Source organism: Winogradskyella pacifica, assembly GCF_003386275.1.
GTDB lineage: Bacteria > Bacteroidota > Bacteroidia > Flavobacteriales > Flavobacteriaceae > Winogradskyella > Winogradskyella pacifica.
The window spans coordinates 1-1,842 of record NZ_QREI01000033.1 but is presented as its reverse complement, the minus strand read 5'-3'; the positions used below and the strand labels follow the sequence as shown (position 1 = coordinate 1,842).

The window sequence follows — 1,842 nt, the reverse complement described above, 5'->3', positions numbered from 1 at the left end:
GACTCGTACGTGTAAGGGATCACTAATCTAAAACACGTTATAGTTCTCCTCTTTTTCTATATAAAGATATTTATTACAAACTAAAGAAACACGTTGTGTGTCATTTTGAGAAAAACCTTATGGAAAAATTGACTTTAATATTAATTCTTATTTTATCTGTTGGCTGTTCCTCAAAAACAAAAACCGAAAAAGCAATTACTGAACAAGTTTCGGAATTAAAACCGCCATTTAAGAATCAAGGAGAACAAGAGGATTTTTGGGCACAAGAGTTTTTCAAAGATGAGTACGAAAAACAAAAACACATCAAATTTAACGGAGAAATTAAAATAGTAAATGAATATAAGTCTTTGGACGAGCATGGTAATTTCATCACCAATGCGAATGAAATTAGTTTTGGAAACAGAGTGGTTGAAATTAACCTAAATGACAATAAATTACGCTCGATTTTCGAAAATGGAATTTTATATCCAGATTTGATAAGTGAAAAATATTTTAAAATATGGGATTTGGAAGAATTGAGTTTTTTAAACAAATCACCAAAGATTAAAAGGTTTCGAATTTTTGTAAATATGCCCGAACGAATTTATACACAAATAATTCTATTGGAATTAAAAAATGAATCAGCGGACAATCAGACATCGATGAGTGAATTTGTTGAAAATTCTGAACTGACTTTTATAAAGGAAGCTTGGTTAATGATGTAAAAAAACGAACACACAACACCGTGTATAATTAATTGCTTGGTTCTAGCCTACTTGCAAAAATTCCTGCGGAATTTTCACGGGTTCGTGAAAGTTTACTAAATTAGTTGCTCAACCACGCAACTAACCATACACAAAACCGTTCTACGCAATTTGAGAAAATCATTTTACATATTAACAATCTTTCTGCTGACAATCAATGTTCAAGCTCAAAATGAAAATGCTGAATTTATCGGAACATACGGAGATATGATTTTGGCAAATGGAGAATTTGGGGGAACTGAATTGGAATTAAAAGCGGACGGAACTTTTCGATTGCGAACAACCGATTATGTTTACCCACAAACTTTTAAAGATTATACAAATGAAGGAAAATGGGTTTTAAAAGACAGAGAGGTTATTTTAAATCCACATTTACAAAGGCGAAAGCCAATTGTGAATATAACTGAAAAGCAAATCGGACTTAAAGACTCAATTGAAATTAAGTTTAATCATTATATTGAACTTTACGAAAACCAAAACTTGATTGAAAAACAAAAAAAAGAATTTGAATTACTAACTCTGTACTTTAACAAAAGAATAAAATACAAGCATTTAACAAGAGAATGGCTAAAAGAAGGAAGTTGCGCTTGGGCACCTCGCATCCGAAACAGAGTGAATTTAGACTCGACAAATACTTTTAGAATAGCAAAAAAGGACATTGAGAAAATCGGAATTTACACTTATGGGTTTACAGATTTTATAGAACTCAAAACTGAAAACAAAAATTCTGACTATTACGAAATTGATGTTGTAATTCCTATCGACAAAGAAAGAATGCCGAGAAATAAAAAAGTAATTATCAAAGGGAATAGAGCATATTTTTATGAAATTAAAGGAAAAGTAAAAAAGTCTCTGAACCATTTATGGAAAAAAACTGCGTAGAACAATGTGTATAATTCATTGCTAGTTATAGCCTACTTACGAAAGTCCGCGAAGACTTTCTATCTGTGATTTATTTGCTAATTTTAGTGCTTAAACACGCAACGAAATCATACACTAGACCGTCCAAGATCAAATCCTAGTAATATTTAGTTTTATTTTTTATGCTGCATATTGCTGAAGAACCACATATGGCGTTCCTCTTTTTACTACGGCAAAT

The 1,842-nt window shown here is 31.2% G+C and carries 2 protein-coding genes; both read left to right on the top strand.

Annotated features, from left to right (window positions below):
- Positions 1-119 precede the first annotated feature (119 nt).
- The gene (locus tag DFQ09_RS18630; RefSeq protein WP_115813132.1) at positions 120-704 is read left to right on the top strand and encodes a hypothetical protein; all 585 of its coding nucleotides are present in this window, start codon (positions 120-122) and stop codon (positions 702-704) included.
- Positions 705-854: 150 nt separating this feature from the next.
- Positions 855-1,625 (top strand): hypothetical protein, encoded by a 771-nt coding sequence (locus DFQ09_RS18625; protein WP_147298384.1) that lies wholly within the window; start codon positions 855-857, stop codon positions 1,623-1,625.
- The last annotated feature ends 217 nt before the right edge of the window (positions 1,626-1,842 follow it).